The 26,893-nt window shown below is 66.3% G+C and carries 20 protein-coding genes; 11 read left to right on the forward strand and 9 right to left on the reverse strand.

Annotated features, from left to right (window positions below; translation table 11 throughout):
* Positions 1–284 precede the first annotated feature (284 nt).
* From HY699_01025 to HY699_01065, 9 genes are all read left to right on the forward strand, one after another.
* Positions 285–770: a hypothetical protein gene (locus HY699_01025; protein ID MBI4514383.1), complete on the forward strand. Its 486-nt coding sequence runs from the start codon at positions 285–287 to the stop codon at positions 768–770.
* Between the two features lie 196 nt (positions 771–966).
* Positions 967–1,236 carry a 30S ribosomal protein S15 gene (rpsO, locus tag HY699_01030; protein ID MBI4514384.1) on the forward strand — a complete coding sequence of 90 codons (270 nt, stop codon included), beginning with the start codon at positions 967–969 and terminating at the stop codon, positions 1,234–1,236.
* 77 nt (positions 1,237–1,313) lie between these two features.
* Positions 1,314–3,407, forward strand: coding sequence for a polyribonucleotide nucleotidyltransferase (gene pnp / locus HY699_01035; protein MBI4514385.1), 2,094 nt, complete (start codon positions 1,314–1,316; stop codon positions 3,405–3,407).
* A 4-nt stretch (positions 3,408–3,411) separates the two neighbouring features.
* Positions 3,412–4,680, forward strand: coding sequence for an insulinase family protein (locus HY699_01040; protein ID MBI4514386.1), 1,269 nt, complete (start codon positions 3,412–3,414; stop codon positions 4,678–4,680).
* 6 nt (positions 4,681–4,686) lie between these two features.
* A complete protein-coding gene (dut, locus tag HY699_01045; GenBank protein MBI4514387.1) occupies positions 4,687–5,142 on the forward strand; it encodes a dUTP diphosphatase in 456 nt (151 codons plus the stop codon).
* A gap of 113 nt (positions 5,143–5,255) precedes the next feature.
* Positions 5,256–5,498 carry a phosphoribosylformylglycinamidine synthase subunit PurS gene (gene purS / locus HY699_01050; GenBank protein ID MBI4514388.1) on the forward strand — a complete coding sequence of 81 codons (243 nt, stop codon included), beginning with the start codon at positions 5,256–5,258 and terminating at the stop codon, positions 5,496–5,498.
* Positions 5,499–5,522: 24 nt separating this feature from the next.
* Entirely contained in the window at positions 5,523–6,254 is a 732-nt protein-coding gene (gene purQ / locus HY699_01055) for a phosphoribosylformylglycinamidine synthase subunit PurQ (GenBank protein MBI4514389.1), read from the forward strand.
* Positions 6,255–6,258: 4 nt separating this feature from the next.
* Positions 6,259–8,478 carry a phosphoribosylformylglycinamidine synthase subunit PurL gene (gene purL, locus HY699_01060; GenBank protein MBI4514390.1) on the forward strand — a complete coding sequence of 740 codons (2,220 nt, stop codon included), beginning with the start codon at positions 6,259–6,261 and terminating at the stop codon, positions 8,476–8,478.
* Between the two features lie 27 nt (positions 8,479–8,505).
* On the forward strand, positions 8,506–9,918 hold the full coding sequence (locus HY699_01065) for an amidophosphoribosyltransferase (protein ID MBI4514391.1): 1,413 nt from the start codon (positions 8,506–8,508) through the stop codon (positions 9,916–9,918).
* 27 nt (positions 9,919–9,945) lie between these two features.
* Here the strand turns inward: HY699_01065 and HY699_01070 are convergent, their stop codons facing one another.
* Both HY699_01070 and HY699_01075 read right to left on the reverse strand, forming a co-directional pair.
* The gene (locus HY699_01070) at positions 9,946–15,216 is read right to left on the reverse strand and encodes a DNRLRE domain-containing protein (GenBank protein MBI4514392.1); all 5,271 of its coding nucleotides are present in this window, start codon (positions 15,214–15,216) and stop codon (positions 9,946–9,948) included.
* Between the two features lie 357 nt (positions 15,217–15,573).
* On the reverse strand, positions 15,574–16,455 hold the full coding sequence (locus HY699_01075) for a class I SAM-dependent methyltransferase (protein ID MBI4514393.1): 882 nt from the start codon (positions 16,453–16,455) through the stop codon (positions 15,574–15,576).
* Between the two features lie 173 nt (positions 16,456–16,628).
* Between HY699_01075 and HY699_01080 the strand changes: the two genes are divergently transcribed.
* Complete coding sequence (locus HY699_01080) at positions 16,629–17,105, forward strand: MaoC family dehydratase (GenBank protein ID MBI4514394.1); 477 nt, start codon at positions 16,629–16,631, stop codon at positions 17,103–17,105.
* Positions 17,106–17,129: 24 nt separating this feature from the next.
* On the opposite strand, the gene ald is transcribed toward HY699_01080, so the two are convergent.
* Positions 17,130–18,239, reverse strand: coding sequence for an alanine dehydrogenase (gene ald, locus HY699_01085; protein ID MBI4514395.1), 1,110 nt, complete (start codon positions 18,237–18,239; stop codon positions 17,130–17,132).
* A gap of 227 nt (positions 18,240–18,466) precedes the next feature.
* Here ald and HY699_01090 point away from each other — a divergent pair, with 227 nt between their 5' ends.
* Positions 18,467–19,909, forward strand: a complete 1,443-nt coding sequence (locus HY699_01090) for an FAD-dependent oxidoreductase (protein MBI4514396.1) — start codon at positions 18,467–18,469, stop codon at positions 19,907–19,909.
* A 17-nt stretch (positions 19,910–19,926) separates the two neighbouring features.
* Here the strand turns inward: HY699_01090 and HY699_01095 are convergent, their stop codons facing one another.
* The 6 genes from HY699_01095 to HY699_01120 form a co-directional block, all read right to left on the reverse strand.
* The gene (locus tag HY699_01095; GenBank protein ID MBI4514397.1) at positions 19,927–20,325 is read right to left on the reverse strand and encodes a nuclear transport factor 2 family protein; all 399 of its coding nucleotides are present in this window, start codon (positions 20,323–20,325) and stop codon (positions 19,927–19,929) included.
* A gap of 188 nt (positions 20,326–20,513) precedes the next feature.
* Positions 20,514–21,377, reverse strand: coding sequence for a TIGR03619 family F420-dependent LLM class oxidoreductase (locus HY699_01100; GenBank protein MBI4514398.1), 864 nt, complete (start codon positions 21,375–21,377; stop codon positions 20,514–20,516).
* A gap of 63 nt (positions 21,378–21,440) precedes the next feature.
* Positions 21,441–22,001 (reverse strand): nitroreductase family deazaflavin-dependent oxidoreductase, encoded by a 561-nt coding sequence (locus HY699_01105; protein MBI4514399.1) that lies wholly within the window; start codon positions 21,999–22,001, stop codon positions 21,441–21,443.
* A gap of 18 nt (positions 22,002–22,019) precedes the next feature.
* Entirely contained in the window at positions 22,020–22,511 is a 492-nt protein-coding gene (locus HY699_01110; protein ID MBI4514400.1) for a hypothetical protein, read from the reverse strand.
* Between the two features lie 91 nt (positions 22,512–22,602).
* Entirely contained in the window at positions 22,603–23,664 is a 1,062-nt protein-coding gene (locus tag HY699_01115; GenBank protein ID MBI4514401.1) for a TIGR03617 family F420-dependent LLM class oxidoreductase, read from the reverse strand.
* A 40-nt stretch (positions 23,665–23,704) separates the two neighbouring features.
* Positions 23,705–26,593, reverse strand: a complete 2,889-nt coding sequence (locus HY699_01120) for a molybdopterin-dependent oxidoreductase (protein MBI4514402.1) — start codon at positions 26,591–26,593, stop codon at positions 23,705–23,707.
* Between the last annotated feature and the right edge of the window lie 300 nt (positions 26,594–26,893).

Genomic DNA, 26,893 nt, shown 5'->3' on the forward strand with positions numbered 1-26,893 from the left:
CTCTATGACGAGATCGTGTAGCGCTGGCGGGTCGTAGCGAGCCGGTGCCGTGGATTCCCGCTTTCGCGGGAATGACAAATTGCGTCCCCCCTTTCGGCCATGGGCCTCGGCCTGACAGTACTCAGTACTGTCAGACTGGTGAGGATTTGCCCGGTCGGCTGCACGTTACCCACTGATTTGTCGCACACCCAACTCAGGGACGGCGCAGAAGAATGGTTGACAAGTGGCATCGTCCCAGCGCAGCATGCATGCGCGTGCGCAATGCACAAGCAAAGGAGTCGCATATGAGAACCGCAGGTCTCTCTCTCCTGCCCGCACTGGCCGTGGCGGCGGTGGTCGCACTTGCGCCAGCGAGTCGGGTGAGCGCGCAGACGGTCGACTGCGAGGCGGCACGCTGTGCCGTACAAGCGGCAGTCGCGCAGAATTGCCCGTGTGATGCCAGCACCAATCACGGCCTCTACGTTAGCTGCGTTGCTCGCCAAGTAAGGCAGTTGGCGATTCCAACCCGCTGCCGCGGCCGGGCAGTAAGCTGTGCGGCACGGTCCACCTGCGGCAGGCCCGGGGCCGCCACCTGTCAGCTAACCCGGACCGGCCTGTGCAATGCCACTACTAGCACCTGCCGGCTGGGCACGTCGGCTACCGGAACTTGCGCCGCCGACAGCGACTGCACGTACAGCCGGTGCATGACGGTGATGTCGGACCAGAAATGCCTCGATATGGGCGGCGTTCCCGGCCGCGGCAGTTGCTGCCCGACCTGCGCCGCGCCCTGACGGGGCTTGGAGCGAACTCGGCGCCCGCACTGCAAGCGTCCCAGCTGGGCGTGGGCCGAGGCGCCTAGCGATCGGCCCTAACTGTGCGTGCGCCAGTGGTTTTCGGTGAGGTGCACCGGCCACGGACTTCCGGACCGCCTTTACAAGGCAAACCCCCTGTGTTAAGCCTCCCGACGAACCAAAGGACGGAGGAAAGATGGGGATAGCTCTGGAGCGCAAGAAGGAGTTGGTGCAACAGTATAGGCTCCACGGTACGGATACGGGCTCTCCCGAGGTGCAAATCGCGTTGCTGAGCGAGCGGATCAACTACCTAACCGAGCATTTTAAGGCCCACACAAAGGACCACCATTCTCGGCGCGGGCTGCTCAAGCTCGTTGGGCAGCGTCGCCGGCTGCTAGATTACCTCAAACGCGGCGAATACGAACGCTACAAAAGCGTTATCGATCGGCTTGGAATCCGCAAGTAACTGCGGTGCGAGCCAAGCCATCTCCGCAAACGTCTTCCCTCCCATTACAAGGGCCATGACGGCCCGGGAGGTCGTGTATGTATCGTAAAGTTGAAACGGAATGGGCGGGGCGCCCTCTCACCATTGAGTCCGGCCGCCTCGCCAAACAGGCCGACGGCGCTGCCTTGGTGCAGTATGGTGAGACCTGCGTGCTGGCCACGGCGGTGGCGACTCGCAGCCCCCGTGAGGGCATCGATTTCTTCCCGCTGACCTGCGACTACCAGGAGAAGACCTTCGCCGCCGGCAAGATTCCCGGCGGCTTCTTCAAGCGCGAAGGGCGTCCGGCGGAGCGTGAGATCTTGATCTCGCGCCTGATCGATCGGCCGATTCGGCCGTTGTTCGCTGATGGCTTCGTCTGCGAAACCCAGGTGATCGCCACGGTGCTGTCGGCGGACCGGGAGAACGACGCCGACATAGTGGCGTTGATTGCAGCTTCCGCCGCCTTGCATGTCTCGGACATTCCCTTCCTCGGGCCGATCTGTGCCGTGCGCGTCGGCCGCCTCAACGGGCAGCTGACCCTCAACCCCTTCCAAAGCCAGTACGAGGGCAGCGACCTGTCCCTGGTGGTGGCGGGCACGGCCGACAGCATCGTGATGGTCGAAGGCGGCGCCAACGGTTTGCCCGAAGACGTCATGCTCGAAGCCCTCTACTTCGGCCACCAGGGCATGCAGCCGATTCTCAAGCTGCAAGAAGAGCTACGCCAGGCGCTGGGTAAACCCAAGCGCACAGTGGCCGCTACGGCGCACACCTCGAACTTGATCGAACGGGTGGACGCGGTGGCGACGCCGCGGGTGACCAAAGCGCTGGAACGGACCGCGAAACAAGAGCGGGTCAACGCAGTTAAAGACGCGGCGCAGCAAACGCTGGCCGCCCTGGCGGCGGAATTCCCCGGCCGCGATAAGGAGATCAAGGAAGCCTTCGAAGAGGTTGAGCGCCGCATCGTTCGGGCCGTCATCATCCACGACGGCAAGCGGATCGACGGCCGCGGCCTCAAGGACGTCCGCCCGGTCAGCTGTGAAGTCGACGTACTGCCCCGCACCCACGGCTCGGCCCTCTTCACTCGCGGTGAGACGCAGGCGCTGGTCGTTGCCACGTTGGGCACGGGCGCCGACGAACAAAAGATCGACGCCCTGATCGGCGAACACTACAAGAAATTCATGCTGCATTACAATTTCCCGCCCTTCAGCGTCGGCGAGGTGCGGCCGCTGCGCGGCCCGGGCCGGCGTGACGTCGGCCACGGCGCGCTCGCCGAGCGCTCGGTGCTGCCGATCCTGCCGGCCGAGGAGGAATTCCCCTACACCATCCGCGTGGTCTCGGAGGTGCTCGAATCCAACGGCTCGTCGTCGATGGCGACCGTCTGTGGCAGCTCGCTGGCGTTGATGGATGCCGGTGTGCCGACCAAAGGGCCGGTGGCCGGCATCGCCATGGGCCTGATCAAAGAGGGCGCCGAGGTCAGGATTCTCACCGACATCCTCGGCGACGAAGACCATCTCGGCGACATGGACTTCAAGGTCGCCGGCACACGCGAAGGCATCACCGGCCTGCAGATGGATATCAAGGTGCGCGGGGTCACGCGCGAGATCATGCACCAGGCCCTCCAGCAAGCGCGCGAAGGCCGCCTCCACATCCTGGAGGTGATGAACCGAACCATCGCCAGCGCCCGCAAGGACCTCTCCCAGCATGCCCCACGCATCGTTACCCTGAAGATCAAGCCCGACAAGATTCGCGACGTCATCGGCCCCGGTGGCAAAGTGATTCGGGCGATCGTCGAGGAAAGCGGGGCGAAGATCGATATCGAAGACGACGGCACGGTCTTCATCGCCTCCAGCGATGGCGCCTCGTTGCAGAAGGCCATCGACCGCATCGAAGCAATCACCGCCGAAGCCCAAGTGGGCAAGATCTACAAGGGCAAGGTCCGCAAGATCATGGACTTCGGGGCCTTCGTCGAAATCATGCCTGGCACCGATGGCCTGGTCCATATCTCACAGCTGGCGCCGGGGCGGGTGCAAAAGGTCACCGACGTGCTCCAGGAAGGCGACGAGGTGATGGTGAAAGTGCTCGAAGTCGACCGCCAGGGCAAGATCCGTCTCAGCCGCAAGGAGGCGCTCGCCGAGTTGGGCGAGGAGCAGTAAGCCGATGGTGAGCCGTTCGGCCCTCCCCAATGGTATCCGGGTGGTGTCAGAAGCAATGCCCGGCGTGCCGTCGGGGACCGTCGGCATCTGGGTCGAGAACGGCTCCCGCTTCGAGACCGCAGCGCAAAACGGCATCTCCCACTTTCTCGAACACCTGTTTTTCAAGGGGACCGAACGGCGCACGGCGGCCATGATCGCCGAAGAGATCGACGCCGTCGGCGGTGTGCTCAACGCCTTCACCAGTAAGGAGTACACCTGCTACTACGCCAAAGTGCTGGCCGAGCACTTGCCGCTGGCGGTTGATCTGCTCGCCGACATCTTTCGCCATTCGCGCTTCGATCCGGAAGAAATCGATCGCGAGCGGGCAGTGGTGATGCAGGAGATTTCGCAGATCGAGGACACGCCCGACGATTATGTGCACGACCTCTTCAACCTGCATTTCTGGCCCGGGCATCCGCTCGGATTTCCGGTCTGCGGGCGGGCCGAGAACGTGCAGCAATTTCAGCAGCGGGATCTGTTGGCGTTTTTCGACGCCCGCTATCAGCCCGACCGGATCATTATCGCGGCGGCGGGCAACCTGACGCATGCCACGCTGATGGAGTGGGTCGAGCGCGAGTTCGGCGATCTCCAAGGGGCGGCGGGAGCGCCGGGCGGATCGCCGCCGGTGGCCGCCCGCGGCGTCTTCCCGCTCGAGAAGGACCTTGAACAGGTGCACATCTGCCTCGGGACGCCGGGGATCTCCCACACCGCCCCCGAGCGCTATGCGGCCTACTTGCTGAGTGCGGCACTCGGCGGCGGGATGAGTTCGCGCTTGTTCCAGGAGGTTCGCGAACGGCGCGGCCGGGCTTATTCCATCTACTCTTTCCTCTCCTCGTTTCGAGACACCGGCTACCTCGGCATTTATGCCGGCACCAGCAGCGAATGGGTGGAGGAGGTGGTGGCGGTAATCTGCGCCGAGATGCGCAAGCTGGCTGAGACCGGCCTGGCGCCGGCGGAATTGGTTCGTGTCAAGAACCAGCTCAAGGGCAATATGTTGCTCGGCCTCGAAAGCAGCGACGCCCGCATGAATCGGGTGGCCAGGAATGAGATCTACTTCGGTCACGACATTGCGCCCGAGGAGGTGGCGGCCTGCATCGACGCCACCGCCAATGACGAGATCATCGCGCTAGCCCGCCGGCTGCTACAGCCGGGCGAGCTGGCCATGGCACTGCTCGGGGATCTAAAGGGACACGCGCTCGACGCCGCAGTGCTCGGTGCTGCCGCGCCTGCTTGAACCGCCGTGACCGCAGCTGTCACCATCGCCGTCAAGCGCCTGCGCTCTCAGGCCGCTGACCTGCCGCTGCCCGCGTATGCGACGGCGTCTGCGGCCGGCATGGATCTGTTTGCCGACGTGACCGATGCGGTTCTCATCGCGCCGGGTGAGCGGGCGTTGATTCCCACCGGCATCGCGATTGCGCTGCCGGCCGGCTACGAGGCGCAAATCCGCCCCCGTAGCGGCCTGGCGCTGCGCCATGGGATCACGCTACTCAACTCGCCGGGTACGATCGATGCCGACTATCGCGGTGAAATCGCCGTGGTGATGGTCAACCACGGCCGCGACCCCTACACCGTCAGCCGCGGCGACCGCGTCGCCCAGATGATCGTCGCGCCGGTGTGCCGGGCAAGCTGGCAAGAAGTGCGCGAACTCGAGCAGACCGGCCGCGGGGATGGCGGGTTCGGACACACCGGGGCCTGACGGCGAGCGGCGCCGGCAATGGCCGGCGGGGTTTCGACCTCGGCCGCGGTTTGCGCTATGAAGAAGCCGGCGCGTAGCGGCGCGATGGCCCGCGCGCGGGAAGAGGAGGGGCGGTGCTCGCCAAGGTGTACGTAACTTTGAAACCTGGAGTCCTGGATCCGGCCGGCAAGGCCATCGAGCACTCGTTGCATGCCCTCGGCTTCGCTCAGGTGCAAGGCGTGCGGCTGGGCAAGTACTTCGAGGTTCAGCTCGCCGCCGACACCTGCGCTGGTGCCGAAGAGCAGGTTGACCAGATGTGCCGCAAGTTGCTCGCCAACGGCGTGATCGAAGACTACCGCTTCGAATTGCAGGACTGAGTCAGAGGAAGTCGGGCCGTAACTATGCGCTGGGGTGTAGTGACCTTTCCTGGCTCGCTCGACGACCACGACACGCGCTATGCGCTCGAGCATGTGCTCGGGCAGACCGCGGTGGCGCTGTGGCACAAGGACCGTGACCTCCAGGGCGTCGATTGCGTCGTGTTGCCCGGCGGCTTTTCTTACGGCGACTACTTGCGCTGCGGCGCCATTGCCCGCTTCTCGCCGGTGATGGAGAGCGTGGCCGCCTTTGCGCGCGAGGGCGGTTTGGTGTTGGGCATCTGCAACGGCTTCCAAATTCTTTGCGAAGCCGGCTTGCTGCCCGGGGCCCTGATGCGCAACCGCGACCTCAGCTTTGTCTGCGAGCACGTCCACGTGCGCGTGGAAAGCGCCGCCGCACCTTTCACCCAGACGTGCAAGCCTGGGGACCTTTTGGCCCTCCCGATCAAGCACGGCGAGGGCTGCTACGTTGCCGACCCCGACACGCTGCAGGCGATCGAAGACAACGGCCAGGTGCTGTTGCGCTACGTCGACGCCAACGGGCGCGCCAGCGAGAGCGCCAATCCCAACGGCTCACTGCATCACATCGCCGGCCTGACCAACCGCCAGCGCAACGTGTTCGGACTGATGCCGCATCCCGAACACGCGGTGGAAAAGGCGCTCGGCAGCGACGACGGTGCCAGGCTGTTTCGCTCAGTGACCGCAGCCGTGGCAGCAGGCCGCACCCAGGCACGAGCCTCGGTGGCGCCGGGACACTGAGATGATGAAAGCTGTAGCCGTTACCCCGCAATTGGTGGCCGAGCACGGTCTCAGCCCGGCGGAGTATGACCGCCTCGTCGCGCTGCTCGGGCGCCCGCCTTCCTACGTTGAGCTCGGTATCTTCTCGGTGATGTGGTCAGAGCACTGCAGCTACAAGAGCTCACGGGCGTGGCTGCGACAACTGCCCACCAGCGGACCACGGGTGTTGCAAGGACCGGGTGAGAACGCCGGCGCGGTTGACATCGGCGACGGGTTGGCGGCGGTCTTCAAGATCGAGAGCCATAATCACCCCTCGTTTGTCGAGCCCTATCAGGGTGCTGCCACTGGCGTGGGCGGTATTCTGCGCGACGTCTTCACCATGGGGGCCCGGCCGATCGCGTCGCTCGATTCACTCCGCTTCGGTGCCGTTGATCATCCGCGCACCAGCTACCTGGTCCACGGCGTGGTCGCCGGCATCGGCGGCTACGGCAATTGCATCGGCGTGCCGACAGTCGGCGGCGAGGTCTACTTCGATGCCGGCTACAACGACAATATCCTGGTCAACGCCTTCACCGTCGGCATCGTGCGCGCCGACCGCATCTTTCGGGCAAAGGCGAGCGGGGTAGGCAATCCCGTCATGTACGTCGGCTCCAAGACCGGCCGCGACGGTATCCACGGCGCCAGCTTGCTGGCCTCGGCCGAGTTCGGCGACCAGACCGAGCACAAGCGGCCGACGGTGCAGGTCGGCGACCCGTTCACCGAGAAGCTCCTGCTCGAAGCTTGTCTCGAGCTGATGGCGCGCGATGCCATCGTCGCGATTCAAGACATGGGCGCGGCCGGCCTGACCAGTTCCTCGGTCGAGATGGCGGCGCGCGGCGGCGCCGGCCTGCGGCTCGATCTCGATCAGGTGCCGCGCCGTGAAACCGGCATGACACCTTACGAAATCCTGCTGTCGGAGTCGCAGGAGCGCATGCTGATCGTCGCCAAAGCCGGCTGTGAGGACGTCGTACGCGAAGTCTTCAGCAAGTGGGATCTCGACGCCTGCGTGGTCGGAACCGTGACCGACGACGGCATGTTTCGGGTGCTGTTCGAGGGCCAAGAGGTCGCTTGCCTGCCGGTGCCGGCGCTGACCGACGAGGCCCCGAAATACGAACGGCCGGCGGCGCCGTCGGCCGAATACGAGGCCGGACAGCTGCTTAACCTCGAGCAGGTGCCGCTCCCGGGCGATTATAACAAGACGTTACTGAGCCTGCTGGACCTGCCCAATATCGCCTCGCGCCGCTGGATCTATCGCCAGTACGACTACCTGGTGCGCGGCAATACCGTGGTGCAGCCGGGATCGGATGCGGCGGTGGTGCGGGTCAAGGGGACACAGAAGGCGTTGGCCCTCAGCGTTGATTGCAACAGCCGCTATTGCCTGCTCGACCCTTACGTCGGGGCGATGATCGCGGTGGTGGAAAGCGCCCGCAACGTGGTCTGCGCCGGCGCCCAACCGCTGGGAATCTCCGACTGCCTCAATTTCGGCAATCCCGAGAAGCCCGCGATCATGTGGCAATTCACCGAGGCCGTGCGCGGTATTCGCGATGCCTGTGTCGCCCTCGGCGTGCCGGTGGTCAGCGGCAACGTCAGCTTCTACAACGAGACCGAAGGGCGGGCGATTCCCCCGACGCCGACGATCGCCATGGTCGGTCTGCTCGACGACCTCTCTCGGCAAACCACGCAGTGGTTCAAGGGCGAGGGCGACGTCATCGTGCTGCTGGGGCGTACGCGCGAGGAGCTCGGCGGTAGCGAGTACCTGGCCCTGCAAGGAATAGTCACCGGCACGCCGCCGTGGATCGACCTGCAAGTGGAAACCAACACGCAGGCCGTCTGTAATCGTGCCATCCAGGACGGCCTGCTGCGCTCGGCGCATGACTGCAGCGAGGGCGGCTTGGCGGTGGCCTTGGCGGAGTGTTGTCTGAGCGGCCCGCCGCGGGCCGAGTTGGGTGCCGCGGTCGAGTTGGAAGGGGCGATTCGCCCAGATGCCTTTCTTTTCGGCGAAAGCCAGTCGCGGATCGTGGTATCGTTGCGCCGGCAGCACCTGGCGCGCTTGCGTGAGTTGGCCGACCGGCACGATGTGCCGCTGACGGTGTTGGGCGAAGTGCGCAAGCACCGGCTGACCATCGGCGCGCTGATCGACGTGGGTGTGGCCGAGATGCGTGAGCTGTGGGGCACCGCCCTGGCGCGGCGGCTGGGGGCGTTGTAGGGGTTGGGGCGCGGAGGCGGAGGGGCCATGTTGGATAGGTTCCACGAGGAGTGCGGTGTTGTTGGCGTTTACGGTCACCCGGAAGCCGCCAACTTGGTTTACCTTAGCCTCTACGCCTTGCAGCACCGCGGGCAGGAGGGCGCTGGGATCGTCGCGGCCGACGGCCAGATCCTGATCTCGCATCGCGGCCTCGGGCTGGTGGCCGACGTCTTCAACGAGGACATCATCCGGCGCCTGGCCGGCAACGCCGCCATCGGCCACAACCGCTACTCGACCGCGGGTAAGACGCTGTTGAAGAACACCCAGCCGTTCGTGGTTGAGTACGGCCGTGGCGGCCTGGCGGTGGCGCACAACGGCAACCTCGTCAACGCCATCGAGTTGCGCGAGCAGCTCGAAGAGCGCGGCTCGATCTTCCAGTCCACGGTCGACACGGAAGTGATCATCCATCTCATCGCCGGTGCGCACGGCAGCCGGATGGTTGATCGGGTGGTCGCCGCCCTGGCGCAGGTGCGCGGGGCTTACTCGCTGTTGTTCCTGACGCCGACGGAGATGATCGCGGCGCGCGATCCGAATGGCTTACGCCCGTTGGTGCTGGGGCGCATCAAAGACACGGTGGTGGTGGCCTCTGAGAGCTGCGCGCTCGATCTGATCGGCGCCAGCTTCGAGCGCGAGGTGGAACCCGGCGAAGTGGTGGTGGTGTCCGCAAACGGGATCGAGAGCTACCACCCCTTCCCGCCGGCGCCGCGCACGAGTTGCGTCTTCGAGTACATCTACTTCGCGCGGCCGGACAGTCTGGTGTACGGCCGCAACGTGTACCAGGTGCGCAAGGAGTTGGGGCGCGAGCTGGCGCGCGAGCAGCCCGTGGCCGCCGATGTCGTCATCCCGGTGCCCGACTCCGGCTTGCCCGCGGCGCTGGGGTTCGCCGAAGAAGCCGGCATCCCGTTCGACATGGGCCTGATCCGAAATCACTACGTCGGCCGCACCTTCATCGAGCCGCGGGAAGCCATCCGCCACTTCGGAGTGAAGGTCAAACTCAATGCCCAGGGCGCAGTGCTCAAGGGCAAGCGGGTGGTCGTGGTCGACGATTCGATCGTGCGCGGCACCACCAGCCGCAAGCTGGTGACGATGCTGCGCAGCGCCGGCGCCACCGAAGTCCACGTGCGCATCAGCTCGCCGCCGACCGTGGCCTCATGCTTCTACGGGGTCGATACCCCCACCAGCGAGGAACTGATCGCCCACAACTACTCGGTCGAGGCCATCCGCCAGTACATCGGCGCGGACAGCCTCGGCTACCTCACCGAGCGCGGCTTGTACTCCTTCCTGGAATCCTCCGACAGCAACGGCTTCTGCGCCGCCTGCTTCACCGGCCGCTATCCGGTACAGGTCACGGACGAGGGGAGAACCCACCAGCTGGTGTTGTTCGACGCCGACGAGCGCTGAGCCGCGCCCGTCGTTGTGCGCTCCGGCTCAGCTCCCAAGTGGCTGCACGATGAGGCGGTTACCACCGGCAGACACGGCCACGCCGCGTACCGTGAGCAAGCCGGCACCGTCCGCCGTCACGGTGCCGCTGGCTACCAAGACACCGTCGCTCAATCGGCGATTCTCCCAGGCATAGACCGCGCCGGCGGTGACGGCGAAGGCCTGTAGACGCCGCGGTGTCACATCGACCGTGGCGGCGGCGCCGTTGTTCGTTCGCAGCACCAGCTGGTAGCGGCTGGGCGTATCCACCGGCGCCCCGGCGAAGTTGAACCACGACGACGACCACTCGATGCGACAATTGCGGCAGCCGGTCGAAACAGCGGGGTTGTCGGAATTCGAGGCGTTGCTCAGCGCCGGCACGCTCTCGTTGCGGCGGAAGTTGAAGTCGGTCAGGGTGAAGCCGCTACTGTCGGCCACAAATCCTGGCCAGCTGTGGCCGGAGTCGTCGAAGACCCCGAGCAGGGCATGCCTGCCGGCCTCGATCGCCGGATACCAGGGCGCGCCCTGAGTCTCCCAATCTATAATGTCGTCATTGCGCCCGTGATGGTCGGCGAGCAACGGCAGCTGCATGCCCGGATTGCTGCGCACCCAATTCTGCAAGTTGTACCACTCCCAGATGCTCATCCCGTGATTCGTGGGCAGGTCCTGCTCCACCGTTCCCCACAGGCGCGTGATCTCGCCGCTCTCCCACGCCGCGCCACCGGCGGCGCCGGCCCGGACGTAGTTCGTCATCCCGCTCTCGGCATACACCGCCGCGAAGACGCTGCCGCGGCGTAGGCCGTAATTGAGCGTACCGCTGCCGCCCATCGAGCCGCCGAAGAGATACTGGCGATCCTGATCGACGCGGAACTCGCGCTGGACAAAGCTCACAATCGCATCCAACCGCTGCTGGGTGTAGTCCACGATCGGCGCACCGGAGAGCGGCAGGTCTTGATGCCCGGCGTTGGCGCCGAAGCCGAACCACCAGGTGTTGGTGCGGTCGTCGGGAAACACCTGAATGATCGGCCAACCGTAGTCCGTGCCGCCGCCGCCCGGCTCGGCCGGCAGCGCGTAGGTGCCGGTGTAGGCGTGCAGTTGCACCAGCAGCGGCCATGGCGCGCCGGCGGGGTCGTAGCCGGCAGGTACGCCGACGTAGAAGTTGTAGGCGTAGCCCTCCACGTTCGGATTCCAGTCGGCGTAGTCCATGAACTGAGTGTAGACCCAGCCGGTGCGGGTGGCGTTGGTCCACACCCGTACCGGCCGCGGCCAGCCGGCGGCCTCCGCCAGCGGCCCGGCGCGGTTGCTGCCAAAATCATCACGGTTCTCGTTGCCATCCACCACGCTGGTGACGGCGTAGTAGCTCATCACCGGCTCCACCTCACGCGCGGTGAACACGAACAAGCCGACGCCGTTCGCCAAGGGCGCGCCGTCGTCCTGAATGATGAAGCGCGACTGGCCGATAGGCGAGCAGTCCGACCGGTTACTGCAGCCGCTCACCTCATGCGTGTAAGCGCCCGAGTTGGAGCCGACTTCGGCAAGCAACGCGGCCGCGTCGAGGTTCGCCGCCGTGATCGGCTCGCGGTGGCGGTAAACGCGGTGGCTGGCGCCGCCGATTTCGTTCCAGGTGATGAAGGTCTGGCCCGAGCGATGAAAGGCGCTGGCAGCGCCGGCCTGGGGCGGGCGATTCGGATTGGCGCCCTCGTACGTGATTTCGAGATACGGCCGGCTGCCGGCATCGGCGTTCTCGCGCGCGGGTGCCTCGTAGAGCCGGCCGGGGAGCGAAGGCAGTGCCAGCCCGTGATTGCTGGTGGGATCGTCAACCCATCGCTGCACGGTGCCGGTGACTTCCCACTCAACCCAGTTGCTGCTCCACTGCGCGAGATTGCCGAGGTAGGCGCGGCCGGCTTCTGCACCGATGGCGGTGCTGAGGTCGCCGCGCGCTGACCAGGGCACGCCCGGCCGCCGCTCATTGAACGAGGCCCCCGCTTCAGACCACAAGCCGGCGCTGTCCGGATCAATGATCGGGTGGGCCGGCAACCACACTTCGAGCGGCTCACTGTGCGCAAACAGCGCCAGCCGCACACGCGCGCTGCGCACGCGCGTGCCCGGGGCCAGCACCGTGAGGTCGAAGCGCAACAGCGCCCAAACGCTGGCACCTGTAGGCTCGCCGACCAGCAGCGACGAATCGCCGCCCCCGCCCGGCCAAGTGGGATTGGCGGCGTCGAGTGAGGTATCAATTGCCGTCCCGCGGTGCAGCGCGGAAGGGTGTGCTCCCCAACGCTCGGTGACCACGGAAGCACCGGCGTTTCCAGCGGCGGTGCTGGTGCGCGTCGGCGTGCGCGAGCGGGTGGGGCTCGGCGTTGGCGTTCGCACCGCTGTCGGCGTTGCACTCGAACGCCGCGTGGGGGTCCGCGTCGGCGTTAGCGACGGCGTGCGCGTGGGCCGGCGGGTGTTGGTCGCGGTCGCCGTACGAGTGGGTGTGCGCGAAGGTGAACGGGTCCAGGTCGCACTCGGCCGGCGGGTTCGTGTTGCCGTCGGCGTCGCCGTGCGGGTTAAGGTCGGGCGGCGGCTGGCGGTGGCCGTTGGGGTCAAGGTGGGCCGGCGGGTCCACGTTCGCGTCGGCGTCACACTCGGCCGTCGCGTCCACGTCGGCGTGGCCGTGGCTGTTGGCCGGCGCGTCACACTCGGTGTCGGCGTGGCGGTGTAGCGGCGCGTTGCCGTGCGGGTTGGCGTCGGGGTGGGAACGGCAGTGTTGGCCGGGGTCGGGCCTCCGCCGGGGTTCGGTAGTAGAATCGCGGCCCCGCCGGCGGGCACCGTCACGCTCGAGACCGCTGTGTAGTTCACGGTCCAGCCGATTGGCAGCACGCCATCGGCGGGCACGTTGCCGCCGCCGGTCGGTTGGGCTTGGTAGTAGCTGCGGCCGAGGGCAACTATGCGGCTGCTACCGCTGGTATTCACCAGCACCAGGCCGTTGCTGTAGCTGCGGGCGTACACGCCCCAAGTCTCGTTGAACAGGTCGCCGACATCAGCCGGCGCCGGCGCCGTCGGCGCGCCGATCGGGATCTCGTACTCCGGCCACCACTCCGCCTCAAGTCCGGCGTCGAGGTTGACGTAGGTACGGTCGCCTTTGATCAGCAGGTAACTGCCGAGGGTGAACAGCCGTTCGGCAGTGCTGGTGATTTCGTAAGACTGGCCGATGACGGCGCGGCCGTCGTTGATCAAGCCGAGCGCGCGGTTCATTTGCTGCGCCCAATCCGCCGCGCCGAAATAAAGATAGGCGTCGTTGCCGAACCCTTCGATCATGACGCCGTCGGCGCCGCTGTAGTCGACGGCATCACGACTAGTGACCCAGAAGCCGACGTTGGGGATGAAGTAGTAACGGCCGGCGAAACGGCCCTGGAGGTAGGTGATGAAGCGCTCCATCCGCGCTTTCCATTCCTCCTCGAAGGCCGGGTCGTAGCCTGGCAGCGGCGGGTCGTAAGTGCCGCCGCCGAGGTAGTTCGGCACGCTGAAGCTGTCGGCGAACAACCCGTCGTCGTCGTTGTTGGCCATTTGCCGCATCACCGCGGCGCTCCACCATGTGCGCCACGACGGGTCGTCGAGCTGCATTAGATACCAGCCCCAACCGCATTGGTAGACGCGGCGGCCGCCGTAGCGATAGAACCACGAGTCCTGTGCCGGCGCATCGCCGGGCCACTCCTGGGTCCAGTCGCCGTCTATGACATACAGGTAGTCGCCGTCTGGGGTGCAGTCGCCGCTGGTGGTGCGATAGCCGAGACCGTGGCCCAGGCGATAGTGCAAGATGACGAAGTCGGGGTTGAGCGCGCGCAGATCGTCGGCGTCGGCGCGCGTCATCTTCTGCGTGCCGGCGTAATGGCCGGCGGCGAAGGCGCGCTGCTGCGGGCTAAGCCAAGCCAGTTGATCGTTGAAGACGTGAATGCCGTTGGTGGTGTCGGGCAGCGGCCGCGGTCGCCCGGCGCGCAGGTCGATCAGGAAGGGGTCGCCTTGGCCCAGGCCGCCGGCGCCGCAGTCGCCGCCGCGCCCCCAGTCGGAGGCAAAGACCAGGTAGCGACCGTCGCGCGAGATCGTGGCGCGCGGCTGCACCCAGTAGCCGCAGCTGCTCGAACGGTGATGCGCCAGACGTTCGACCCGGCCGTCGGTGTACTGCAAGAACAGCTCGGCCTCGAACGGACTCCAGCCGTTGGTGGAATCGCTACCGGCGGTGACCAGGCACACCCCGGCACGCCCCCGGCAGGAGATGTGCTCGCCATTGCCCCAGTCGAGCACTTGCACGTAAGTGGGCGCACTCGCGGTTGCGTTTCCCGGCAACGTGCGCCACCCGAGCGCGAGGTTGCCGCTGGGGTGGTACAGCTCGAAGGTCATGAAGAACTCGGTATCGCCGTCGGGTTGAACGCCGAGGTCGCCGTGCTGGTGGCCGTCGTAGACGCGGCCGGCGAACGCGCCGGTTTGGAGGTTGAAGGTTTCCAAGCCGCTGCAGCGCGCGGTACCGTCGCGCGGCCACTGCACCACCAGATAACGGCCGAGCGGCGAAGCGGCGATCCAGTCGGGCTCGATCACGCCCCATTCCGGATCGGGTGCGCACGGTCCGGCATAGAGATCGGGTATGGCCAGCACAGTGCCCAGAGTGCGGTTCAACACATCGAGTGCGAAGATCACCGCGGCACCGTCATTGCGGGACAGCATGCCGGTGAGCCAACGCCCGTCGCGCGACAGTTCATCGAAGGATTGGTTTACCCGGACGCGCTGGTACGCCGGCGGGAACGTGAACACGGTGGTCGTGGTCAGCGCGTCGAGGTCGGTGAACTGCAAGCGCACTACGGTATCGTCGTTGCTGTCGAAGTGGATTACGGTGTGCGGTCGGGTCGGATGCCAACGCGGAGCGTTCCAACTCGAGGTGTCCAGGCCTACGAGCAGAGTCAGATCAGCGGTGCGGCGGATGATATAGCCGTTGCTGCCAGCCAGAAGCAGGTAAGCATTGTCGGCTGAGAAGGCCTGTAGTTGCGAGTAGATCTGGGTCTCGAAGCCGCCGCTATCGCTCGTGTTCGACACCCGGCGCAGCGTGGTGCCGAAGACCGGATCGACGACGCTCGCGCCCGCAAGTGGGAGCCCCAGAGCAGCTGGCGTTACCACTCGCGTGGGATCAGTGATGCCGATGGCGCCGGCGGCGGTGGCACTTGCCAACATCACCGCCGCGGCCATCAGCGCGGCAAAATCCGTGACTGTGACAAAACGCGCGCATCGATACCGGCGGAAAACCATACGGCCGTGCCTCCTCGACAACTCGCCGGTGAGACGTGCAACGCCGGTGCCAGGCCGAAACAAGTCGGCCGCGGCGCAAGGTGCGGGAGCGACCACGGACAGCGCTGCACCTTGCAGTGACGGCAGCGCCGGCGCACGTGGCAGGCACATGATGTGGCGAGCGCTCGCCAAACGCGGCATTCGCCAACACTGAGAGCCTGTGAGGAAATCATCGATGTGCCCGCGGTCGCGACGAAGTGCGGCGGGAGCACCGCTCCCGCCTTCAAGATCGGAAGGCGGAGCGAATGGCATCACTGTTGAGGGGTGGAGCATTGCTCCACCCCTCAGAGTTTTTCGCAGCCTCTGAGGCCCTGGACGTCAGCTCGCTGCACGCGGCCGGCGCGCGGTCACGATCCACGCAGCCGAGCCCATACGCACACCCGCCGGAGTAACGAACGGAGCGATCGCCTCGCGTATCGCAGCGGCCACTCGCGGTCGCAAGGCGGGATCGTTGGCATCGCGCAACGCTTTAGCAGCCGGGCCCATTTGCAGCAGGAACTCCACGGTCTCGTCCAGACCCTGGCCGCCACCGCCGAGCGCAAGCGGTTCGCAGACCGCTTCGAAGGCGACGTTGACGAATCCCGCCAGCGTCAGAATGCCCTCGACCCGGGCAGCATCGGCAAACGCGAACGGTCCAGGCGCGCCGGGCGCGGGCAGCGGCAGGGGTGGCAGGTGTGCTGCGGCCGCTGCCAGGGGCACCACCATCCACGGGTTGTCCTTTAGCGCCTGCCAACAGACGAACGCCAACCGGCCGCCCGGGCGCAGCGCAGCGCACAGGTTAGCAAACGCCTGTTCGGGATGGGCGAAGAACATCACGCCAAAGCGCGAGTAGAGCACATCGAAGGAATCCGGAGGGAACACTTGCGTCTGCGCATCTGCGTTCTCGAAGTGCACGTTGTCCGCGGCCTCTCGCGCGGCCCGCTGGCGAGCGCAGTCGAGCATCGGCTGCGACAGGTCGATGCCGGTGACGTGACCGGTCGCGCCCACCCGCCGCGCCAATTGCACCGTCGTATGGCCACAGCCGCAGCCGATATCCAGCACCCGTTCCCCGGCGCCGATCGCCGCCCGGTCCATCGCCATCGCGCCCAGCGGCCCGATCTGCGCGTCGATGAGCGGTTGCACCGCCACCCACTTTTCGCCGGCAATGTCGTTCCAGTACTGAATCTGCTCTGCGTTCGGCCCACTCACGGCAAGTCCCATTCTCGGCTCCTTTCAGCAGCGCTGGGGATAGCAGGTTTGCGGCGGCAGCGGGATAGGGGCGGCGGCACCCGGGTGCCGGATATCGGCGCCGTTGAATTCGTGCCCGCGCCTGTGGCAACTGAATGGGGCCGGCGCCCGCAAGACCGGCGGCAAGGCCAGGGAGGACGACAGCTATGGAAGAAATCCGCTTCGACGACTTGGAACGGCTCCGCGCACACGTGAGCGAGGAATTCGGCGCATGGGGGCCGGAGATCGAGATCACCCAAGCCATGATCAACCAGTTCGCCGAGCTCACCGGCGACCATCAGTGGATTCACGTCGATGTCGAACGCTGCAAGCGCGAGAGCCCGTTCAAGCAGCCGATTGCACACGGCTTCTTGACGCTCAGCTTGCTGCCCGCGTTGCGCGCGGCCGCTGACTTCCGCATCGCTGGCTACGGCAACGTGACCAACTATGGCGCCGAGAAGCTGCGCTTCGTCAGTCCGGTGCCGGCCGGCAGCAAGGTGCGCGCGCGCTCACGCTTGGCGGCGGTGGAGGCGAAGCCGAAAGGGACGCAGCTGACGCAGGAAATCGCCGTGCACGTCGCCGGCAACGACCGGCCGGCGTTGCTGTACACGATGCTGCTGCTCTATCACCCGCCGGCAAAGTGAGCCGTGCCGAGTGCCGCCGGCTGGTCACAACAAGTGCATCACCGGCACCCGTGCGAGGCCGAAGGTATCGGCGACGCCAGGGTGGGTGACGTGGCCGCCGAGCGTGTTGACCCCGCGCTGGAGCGCGGGGTCGGATTCGAGCGCGCGGCGCAGTCCCTTGTTGGCCAAATCGAGGGCGTACGACAAGGTGGCGTTGGTCAGAGCGTAGGTCGAGGTGTGCGGCACGACGCCGGGCATGTTGGTCACGCAGTAGTGGACGATTCGCTCCTCGACGTAGATGGGGTCGTGGTGTGAGGTCGGGCGGGAGGTTTCGGCGCAACCCCCTTGGTCGATGGCGATGTCGACCAGCGCGGCACCGGGCTTCATCGCCCGCAGCAGCTTGCGCCGGATGAGTTTGGGGGCCTTGGCGCCGGGGATCAGCACCGCCCCGATAACGAGGTCCGCATTCAGCACTTCCTCTTCGATGTTGGCGGTGTTTGACATCACCGTGGTGACGTGGCCGCCGAGGATGTCGTGGAGGTAGCGCAGCTTGGCCGGGTTCTTGTCGATGATGCTGACGTGGGCGCCGACGCCGACGGCGACCTGGCAGGCATTGGCGCCGGCGACACCGGCGCCGATGACCACTACTTTCGCCGGGCGCACACCCGAGGCGCCGCCGAGTAACACCCCGCAGCCGCCGTTGGGCGCCTGCAAGCACCAGGCGCCGACCTGGATCGAAAGCCGTCCGGCGATCTCGCTCATCGGCGCCAGTAAGGGCAGGGTGCCGTCATCGAGCTCGATGGTCTCGTAGCCGATGGCGGTGACCTTGCGCCGCTGCAGTTCCCGGGTCAGCGCCTGAGCGGCGGCAAGATGCAGGTAGGTGAACAGGATCAAGCCCTCGCGCAGGTAGCGGTACTCCGGCGGCAACGGCTCCTTGACCTTGAGAATCATGTCTGCCCGCCGCCAGACCTCGCGCTGCGCCGTGATCTGCGCCCCTGCCGCACGGTAGCCTTGGTCGGGGATGCCGCTTCCCAGACCCGCGCCCCGCTCCACCAGCACGCGGTGCCCATGCGCCACCAGGGCGCTCACCCCGCTGGGCGTGATCGCCACCCGATTCTCTTCCGGCTTGATCTCCTTTGGAACGCCGATGATCATGGGCGAGCAAACTAAATCGGCGCGCGCGAAACGTAAAGGGGGCAGGCGATGCATATTGTCGCCCGGGTAGTGAAACGCGCGCTGAGCCCGCCGCGGCGTGCTGTGCCGCACACTGTCAGCGACCGACCGCACTCGCCCGTGAACTCCTTTTCGTCTATGGTCAACCGCTCAGTACGGGCGCGGCGCGGACGGGCGGACATGGAGGAGAGACAGTGGGCAGTGAGCGAGTGAACCCAACCGAAGTGCGCGAAGTCGGCAGCGTGAAGAGTTGGGATATCGAGGCCGATGTCGTCGTCGTCGGTTTGGGCTGTGCCGGTGCCTGTGCCGCGATCGAGGCTGCGGAGGCCGGCGCCGAGGTGCTGGTGCTCGAGCGCGCCGGTGGCGGCGGCGGCACGTCGGCGAACTCCGGCGGACTGATATACATGGGCGGCGGCACGCCGGTGCAGCGCGCCTGTGGCTTCGACGACACCCCCGAAGAGATGTTCCAGTTCCTGCTGGCGGCCCTGGGGCCTGAGCCTGACGAGGCCAAGCTGCGGCTCTTCTGCGGCGAGAGCGTGGCGCACTTCAACTGGTTCGAAAGCCACGGCGTACCGTTCAAGTACACCTTCTACCCCGAGCCCGGTACTGAAGCGCCGAGCGACGACTGCCTGGTCTACTCGGGCGGTGAGGACACCTTCCCGTTCAACCGCATCGCCCGGCCGGCGCCGCGGGCGCACAAGCCGCGACATCCGGCGGCGGCGGGCGGCTTCTTGATGCAGAAGCTGGTCGCCGCCGCCGAGCGCAGCGGCGCTCGCATCGTGTGCGATGCCCGCGCCGAGACCCTCGTCATTGACCGCGACGGCGCAGTGGCGGGCCTGGTGCTCTGGCGCGACCTGCGCGAGCAGTACGTGCGCGCCCGCCGCGGTGTCATTCTGACTGCCGGTGGCTTCATCAACAACCGCGACATGGTGGCGCGCCACAGCCCGCGTATCTGGCAGTGCAGTTTCAAGCTCGGCGTCGAAGGTGACGACGGCCGCGCCATCCGCATGGCCATGGGCGCCGGTGCCGACATCATCCACATGGACGCCGCGGAAGTGGCCATCCCGCTGACGCCGCCGCGCCGGCTGATGCGCGGCATCGTCGTCAACCGCTTCGGCCAGCGCTTCATCAACGAAGATACCTATTACGGCCGCGTGGGCCAGGAGGCGCTCTTCAAGCACGATGGCCATATCTACCTGATCGCCGACACCGCCATCTACGAACGCAACATGATCGGGTTCGAGCCCACGTACGTCGAGGACACGATCGCGGAACTGGAGCAGAGCATGGGCTTGCCGGCGGCGTCACTGCAAACCACCGTCGAGTATTACAACCGCTTCGCCGCCCGCGGCGAGGACCCGCTGTTCCACAAGCTGCCCGAATTCATCCAGCCGCTAACCACGCCGCCGTACGCCGCCATCGATTGCCGCCCCGAGCGGGTGCTGTGGGCCACCTTCACCCTCGGCGGCTTGCACACGTTGCCGACCGGCGAAGTGCTGGACCCGGACGGCCGCCTCATTCCCGGTCTCTACGCCGCCGGGCGGACCACCTCGGGCATCGCGGCCTGGGGCTACTGTAGCGGCATTTCACTCGGCGACGGCACCTTCTTCGGCCGCCAAGCCGGCTGCCGAGCAGCAGCGGCGCTGCGCTAGCAGCCGGCGGGCTGGCTTCAGCCGCCGAGCAGCACCGCCTGGGCGTGCATGGTGTCCATGTATTCCTTGAGCTGGACGATCTTGCCGTCGCGCACGATCACTAGGAAGTGATACTGATTGTGATATCTCTTGCCGCTGGCGTGGCGCCCGTCTGATTCGGCCTCGACCGCGACCCGCTCGCCTTCGGCGGTCATGGCGGTGATGGTGAACTGTAAGCCGTCGGGAAACAGACCGAGGATCTGATCCATGCCCTGTAACGCTTGGGTCTTGTTGAAGGTACCCGAGAACGGCAGAGTCCCGGCCGTCCACAGGGTGAAGTCGTCTGCGTACATCTCGGCAACGGCGGCAGCGTCGGCGCGGCTGAGCGCGGCGAAGAGTGCGCGCGTGATCTGCTTGTTCTGTTCGCTCTCGCTCATGGCGTAGTCCTCCCGCAGTCTCATAGCGCGGGCTGACGCCCGCAACCCAAAGCTCGACAGGGGTATTCCGTCATGCCCGCAATCCTTAAGCGGGCATCCAGGGGCGGTGGGGCTCCGGATGGATTCCCGCCTTCGCGGGAAGGACGGAGGGAAATCTGCGCGCGACGCCAGGACTTTCGGCCATAGTTTCAGATCTTGTCCATTACCTGCCGGCGAAAGCGCTCGAACCAGCGGCGCGCCTCCTCCAAGTCGGGCGCTGGCACCGCCACCACCATGCGCTCGACCCCGGCGGCCGCGAGCTGTTCGGCGTGCTTGATCTCGGGCAGCCCGACGCAAGTCAACGGGATGGCCCCCGGGTCACGCCCGTGGCGCTGTGCCTCCGCGGTCATGATTGCGCGCAGCCCGGCGAGCTGAGAACCGAAGACGCCCAGCGGGAAGAAGCCGTTGCCGAGACGGCCGGCGCGGCGCGCCGCCGCCGCTGAATGCCCGCCAACGATTATTGGCACCCCGCCCGCTTGCACCGGGGTAGGCCGCGATACGACCCGATCGAAATTGACGAACTCGCCGTGGAAGCTTGCGATCGGCTCGCGCCAGAGCGTGCGCATGACCGCGATGTACTCGTCGGCGCGGCGACCGCGGGTGTGGAAGTCGGTGCCGAGCGCTTGCGCCTCCTCGCGTACCCAGCCCACACCGATGCCCAACTCGACCCGTCCGCCGGAGAGGCGGTCCATCGTGGCCAGCTCCTTGGCTAGAATCAGCGGGTTGCGCTGCGGCAGGATGAGCACGCCGGTGGCCAAGCGGATCGTGCGCGTGTGTGCAGCCACGTAAGTCAGCCACAGTAACGGATCGGGCTGAACTACCTCCGCGGTGAACGGCGAACGGCCACTGGGGTCGTAAGGGTAGACGGAGTCGTATTCCACCGCCATGACCACGTGCTCGACCACCCAGATGGACTCGAAGCCGTACTGCTCGGCCATCTGAGCCAAGGCCACGCTGTAGTCCGGCGACTCCAGCGGGGCCCGGCCGTACGGCGGGATGACTCCGAATTTCATCGCTTCACGCACACTCGATCTTGGCCGTGCCCGGGTGTCACTCGCAGTGCTGCGCCGCCGGCCTCACGACAGCGCCAGCCAAAGTAGCAGCAGCACGGTCGCCACCGGCCACACCCACGCCAGCTCGCCCGGACCGCCCGCGCCGGTTCTGGCGGCGGTGCGCCGGAGACGGATGAGGTGGTAAGTGGCCGTGGCGGCGCGCAGCGCCTCGTCGGTTATGCGCAGCGGATCAATGCCGGCGGCGCGGGCGGCGAGGCCGCTGTTCAGTAACACCGCGCGCAGCCACTCGCTCTGCGCGCCAGCGCCGGCAAGCTCCTCGGCCGTTGCGGCCCACCAGCCTTCGGGCAGCCACAGCTCGACCTGCGGCTGCGCCAGAATGTTGCGGTACCAGTCGGAGCCGCTGCCGAAGCCGGCAAGGCAGTAGACGTCGCCGCTGATGATCGCGTAGTTCAGCGGCGTGAAGCGGCGCCGGCCGCTGCGGCGGCCGGTATGGACCAGCACCATGATCCGTCCGCCGAGCGCGGGCCAGGCATTGACCCAAGCCCCCAGCCCCAAGCGCCACAACAGCAACATGAAGCGGTTGAAGTACTTGAATCCGCGGCGCAGCCGTTCTTCCACTGGCACGATCGATCTCCGTCCGAGTCACGTCACCGCGGACCCCGCGCAGCGCACGTGCGCGGGAATGATGTCGGTGATCGGCAGCTGGGCCGGGCGCAGTGCCACCTCACATACGCTTACTCCGGGCTCAGCCTGCGAGCGCACGACGACGAAGCTGGCCCCGGCGCGCTCGGCAATCGCACGATCGAACGCCATCAGCCGATAACAGGCCGCGGTGTCGCCGCTGCCGCGCAAGGGGCAATGCACGCGCACTTCAGCCCAGACGGTGTCGCCGTCGATGCGGGTGATGGGCACGAGCGCCGGCGAGCCGAAGGCGCTCTGCCAGGCGCGGCCAATGCCCGCTGAAGTGGTTTGGCGGCGCACGCCGTGCACCCGCGCGGCAGCCGTGCCGAGCCAGCCGACTAGACACTGCGTCGGCCGTCGCAGCGGTGCCCGCCGAACCAGCGCGGCCAAGACCACCAGCCCGGCATTGAACGCGGCCGTCTCGACGGCGCGGAGGAGGGAGCGGGTTCGCATGCAGCACGTGAGCCAATAGCTGGCGCAACGGCCGGTGGTATAACTTGGGGGGCAGGATGGGCGCAAGCTGGCGGCGCGGAACGCTCCCGGCTCAGCCCTGCAGCAGCGCTACGACCTCCCGCGCGCGCCGGGCGTCCTCGGCCGAGCGCAGCGGGAAGTCGGTGGGCAAGTTAATGGTGGTCAAGACCCCGCCCCAGCGCTCCTTCAAGAGCGCGCCGATTTCGTCGAGGTGGCCGATCGTGCCGAACTCCTGCGCCATCTCGTCGGGGACGAGCTTCGTCATTTCGTCCCACTTGCTCTCGAGCGACAGCGCGTGCAGCCGCAGACCGAGATCGCCGTAGCCGTGGGCGGCGAAGATCGGGTGATAGGTGCGGGTCGAGCCGTAGAACGCAACCCGGCGCTTGAGCAGTTGCTTCTCCCGCTGCAGCTCTTCCTGGTTGCGGCCGGTGACAATAATGGGCGCGCCGGTGATGTCGATGCCGGCCGGCTGGCGGCCGGCTTTGCGCGCCCCGGCGGCCACCTGGGGCAACATCACCTCGCGGATGTACTTGGCGGTGCACGCGGGATGGGGAAACACGCCGTCGCACAGCTCGCCGGCGAGCCGTGACATGTAGTTGTTGACGGCGGCGAGCTGGAGCGGAATATGCGGGTGCGCGATCGCGCCCGCGGTAAACACCGGCGGTGACATGGTGTACTGGTAGTGCTTGCCCTTGAAGTACGTCGGCTGCTTGTTGTCCTGGAAGGTCTTGAAGATGGCCTGCAAGCAGAGCACGTACTCGCGCATGCGCGGTCCCGGCGCCGCCGTCCATGGCACACCGTAGCGCCGCTCGTTGTGGCCCTTGACCTGGGTGCCGAGGCCGAGGTGGAAGCGCCCGCCGGAGAAGCGCTGGAGATCCCACGCCATTTGCGCCACCACCATCGGACTGCGCGGGAAAGCCACCGCCACGCCGGTGCTGAGCTTGATTCGCCCGGTGTGCTCGGCGGCGATGAGCAACGGGAAGAACGGATCGTGGCCGGCGGTCTCGGCGGACAGGATGCTGTCGAATCCGAGCTCCTCCAGCCGGCGCGCGGCGGCGGCGATGCCGGCGACGCCGAGCGATAGCGGCTCCTCGGTGAAGCTGTAGCCTTCAATCAAGGCGATGCCGACTTTCACTTGCTCCTCCAAGCAGGGGCGAGGACCCGCGTGCGGGTGGTCATGCTTTCTCCATCTCTACCGGCGCTCCGCGCGGCGAATGTCCGGGCGAGCCGTAGAACATGCGATAGTGAATGTGGCCATAGCCGCCGGCGAGATGAATGGGCTTCCACGGCGCCTCGACCGGGTCCTGCTGCCCCTGCCAGTTCTTGAACTGGAAGGGCTCCCAGGCGTGGTAGATGATGACCTCGCCCGGCCGCACCGAGGGCGAGGTCTTAGCAATGGCTTCGAACTCACCGGCGTCGTTGTGGACGCGGATGCGGTCACCGTCCTGGATCCCGCGCGGATCACAGTCGAGCGGGCTGACGTAGCAGACCGGCTCGCCCCGCTGCAGTCGCAGCATGAAGCGATGATCGCGCCAGATGGCGTGGATACTCCAGCGAGTGTGGCCGCCGTTGATGCGCAGCGGATACTTGCTGCCGGCGTGGGGCGGGTCCTTGTGCACCGGCAGTGCCTCGCCGGCCTCCAGGTACCACTCGTGGTCGAGGTAGAACTGCTGCCTGCCGGTGAGTGTCGGCCACGGCACCTTGCCTTCAACGAACCAGCGGTGCGTCCAGTGCGTGTCCTGGGGATCGTAGTCACTACAGGTTTGATAGATCGGCGAAGGGCGCGCGGCCCCAACGATGCGCACCGCGCCCAGGCGCACCGCCTCGGCGCCGCTGATGTTGCCGACGCTGGGGCTGTTGCTCATGATGTCGTCGATCAACTTGACCGGGTCCTGGGGGTCACGCGGATCATAGTGGCCGTTGGCGGTGTAATGGTCATAAGCCTTAGTGAGATCGAGGGGCTCGTCGTTGTAACCGCGCACCAGGCCGACGTTGCGCTCGCCGGCGCGCTGAGCGATGCGCTCGGCGAGCAAGGCAAAGATCTCCCAGTTCGGCTTGGCCTCACCCCGCGGCTTGGCCGCCTGGTCAGACAAAATGACGTAGGAGACGTAGCTCTGGGCGTACTTGATGCCGTGCTGCTCGTAGTAGCCGGCGGTCGGTAGCACGTAATCGGCGTACATCGTCGTCGTGCTCATGCGGAAGTTCACCGAAACAATGCAGTCGAGCTTCTTGAACAGGTGCTTCTTGGCGTACTGCGGCGCCGGCCAGCGGCGCAACGGGTTGGAGCCGGTGAAGATGAGTGCGCGCGGGCGGCGGTCGGGCCGGGGATGCACCTTGGTCCAGCCGCGCTCGATCGACAGCTTCATGTACTCGTCCATCCCGCGCGGCAGTGCCGGGTCGACCAAATCCTTGCGCGACCACAGCTCGCGGTAGCCGCCGTGGACGTAGAGGAACGGCATCAGCGGGGTGTTGGGCGCTTTCTCGCTGTGCTGGGTGTACAGGTCCTCGTAATCGCGAGGGGTCAGGCCACGGATGGCCTTGGGAATTATCCGCAACATTTCGAGCGTGCTCATCTTGGAGCCGGTCATCTTCTCCTGGCCGTCCAAGGCCCACCAAGCGGCCACGCGCAAGCCGCTGCCGGGTTTGCCCTGATTGGCGGTGAGCGCCAGGAGCAGGATCATGGTGCGCTGGAACAGATCGCTGTGGTGGTGCTTGCACGCGCCCCACGAGGCGAAGATCATGGCGTTGTTGGCGGCGGCCACTTCGTGCGCGAATTGCCGGATCAACGCCGGCGACAGCGTGGTGATCTGGCTGGCTTTCTCCGGCGTGTAGTCGGCCAGTTGTGCGCGCAGTCGTTCGAAGACCGGCTTGACCTGGACCTGCCGGCCGCCGGCCAGCTTCACCGTGAACTCTCCGGTGAGCGCGGGTTTAAGCGCGCCCAGCGCCAACGAGCGCCCGCCGTCGCCTTCGCAGCCCGGCACCCGTACGGGTTTCCCCGTGGCTTCGTCCCAGAAATAGAAGAGGTTGTCCGCGCCGCCGGCACGGAGGTCGGACTGGCGCAGGAAGCGGCCGGTGTCTTCGCGTACCAGGATGGGCAGATCGGTCTGCTCGCGGATGAAGTCGGCTTTGTAGAGGTTCTCGTCGATGATGACCTTGGCCGCCGCCAAGCCCAGCGCGGCGTCGCTCTCGGGCTTGATGTTCATCCACATGTCGGCGTGGATAGCGCTGGCGTTGTAATCGGGGCCGATCACCACCACCTTGGCGCCGCGGTAACGGGCCTCGTACATGAAGTGGACCTCGGGGATACGAGTGTAGACCGGGTTGCCGATCCAGACGATGATGTAATCGGAACGAAACCAATCGTCCGCGGTTCCCTCGCAATTGTACATGCCCCAGGTTTGCACGCAGCCCATGGGCATGTCGCCGACTCCGGACCACGAATCGAGGACGGTGGCACCGATCGCATCGGTGAGGCGCATCTCACCGGCGGTCTCCGGGCCGTAGCCGGCATTGGTAGTGCCGTGATCATGAACGATGGACTCGCTGCCCTCGGCCACGGCCGCATCGATTAACTTGTCGGCGATTTCGGTCACCGCTTGATCCCAGGAGATCCGCTCCCACTTGCCCTCGCCGCGCTCGCCCGTGCGCTTGAGCGGATAGAGCAGCCGCGTGTGACCGGCTTCGAGGTCGCTGTAGCAAGCACCTTTCTGGCAGCCGCGCGGGTTGAAGTCGGGCACGTCAGTACGCGGCCGCTCGTAGACCGCGTTCTGCTCTTCCTTCCAGACGATGCCGTCCTTGACGAACGCGTTCCACGAGCACGCCGACACGCAATTGGCCCGGGTGTGAGTGGTCTTGGCGACGCGATCCCACACCCACCGTTGGCGATAGATATCCTCCCACGTGCGATAGATCGGCGGCCCCCCCACCGCCTGCGCATCGGCGGCCGCGGCGGCGCTCGCACCGAGCTGCGGCTGTAAGCGCTGCAAGCCGAGAGCGAGTGTGGTCGCGCCCGCACCGATCAAGAAATCCCGTCGCGAAATCTGCATTGACGCCAAGTTACCCATGCTGCGTTCCTCTTACCGTTGCTACTGACTCGGCCCTCAAAAGAAGTGGTTCAGCGATCGTCCCAAACGCCTGTTTGGTAACATTTTGCCAGAAAACGACCACCGACAAATGTCATGACTTGGCCTGCCCAAAGGCGGTCGGCGTTGCCGGCCGACGCAGTGCTCGAGGTGTAAACGGGCGCTGAAGGCAAAGACCGCGAGGGGCTTCATGCTGAGAAGCGAGGCGACGGAGAACCAGATCACAGATGTGCACATCCCCGCGACCGGCAAGTTGTCAGAAGAATCGGTCACGGCTTCGGT

It is taken from the genome of Deltaproteobacteria bacterium, from assembly GCA_016210005.1.
GTDB lineage: Bacteria > Desulfobacterota > Binatia > HRBIN30 > JACQVA1 > JACQVA1.